Source organism: Bradyrhizobium sp. MI1.10 (genome assembly GCF_055811035.1).
Map to the genome: position 1 here is coordinate 1 of NZ_JBVVPN010000137.1, position 1185 is coordinate 1185.

Annotated in this window: 1 protein-coding gene; it reads left to right on the top strand. The window is 57.0% G+C overall.

The window, feature by feature from the left end:
- Positions 1 to 55 precede the first annotated feature (55 nt).
- Positions 56 to 1185 (top strand): peptide antibiotic transporter SbmA (gene sbmA, locus AC0L3K_RS40595; protein ID WP_473368203.1); only part of this gene is annotated, 1130 nt, incomplete at its 3' end.

Consider the following 1185-nt stretch of genomic DNA (forward strand, 5'->3'; position numbering starts at 1 on the left):
CCGCGGTGTGTTCATCTTCTGAGCTGAAGTTCTGAGTCGATAAAGGACAGCGAGCATGTTCGTTTCATTCTTCCCTCGACCAAAGTTGTTCTTTGCGTCGTCAATTCTTTGGACGGCGTTGGCGATGGCGTTTTGGTATGTATTTGCCGGCAATCTCTTTCAAGCCCCGGAGAAGCCGGTCGGGCTTGCGACGTTCTGGTCGGCCTCGGCGCTGTGGTTTGATCTCTATTTTGCGCTGGCCGTTACGGTGTTCGCGGCGGCATGGATGTTATTTGCCCCCCATCCCTGGGCGACGTGGTCCATTCTTGGTTCGGCGCTGATCCTGTTCACCTCTTACTTTCAGGTCCAGGTCTCGGTCGCGATCAACAGCTGGTATGGACCGTTCTACGACCTGGTCCAGGCTGCGCTTTCGAAATCGGCGCCGGTCACGGTTGAGCAGTTCTACAACGAATTGTCGACCTTTGCCGGTATCGCGCTCGTGGCCGTCGTGGTCGGCGTGATGACGCGATTCTTCGTCAGCCACTACATCTTCCGCTGGCGCACAGCGATGAACGATTTTTATGTCGCCAACTGGCCACGGCTGCGCACGATCGAAGGCGCCTCCCAGCGCATCCAGGAAGACACGATGCGCTTCGCCAGCACCATGGAAGGTCTAGGCGTCAATCTCATCAGCGCGGTGCTGACACTGTTGGCTTTCCTGCCGGTTCTGGTGAGGCTGTCCAGCAACGTCACGGAGCTGCCTCTGTTCGGCTCGATTGCCTATCCGCTGGTGTTCGCCGCGGTGATCTGGTCGATCCTGGGCACCGGCGTTCTCGCGCTTATCGGCATCCGCCTGCCCGGAATTGAATTTCTCAACCAGCGGGTCGAAGCGGCCTATCGCAAGGAGCTCGTGCTCGGCGAGGATGATACGGCGCGTGCCAATGCGCCGACATTGAGCGTGCTGTTTAGCGACATTCGCAGGAATTACTTCCGGCTCTATCTGAACTTCATGTACTTCAATATCGGCCGGATCGTCTATCTGCAGACTGACGTCATCTTTCCTTATCTGCTGCTTGCGCCCACAATCATCGCGGGCAGGATCACCCTCGGCGCGATGAACCAGATCCTCAACGCGTTCACGCAAGTACGAACCTCGTTTCAGTATCTCGTCAACTCCTGGAGCACGATTGTCGAACTGATCTCGAT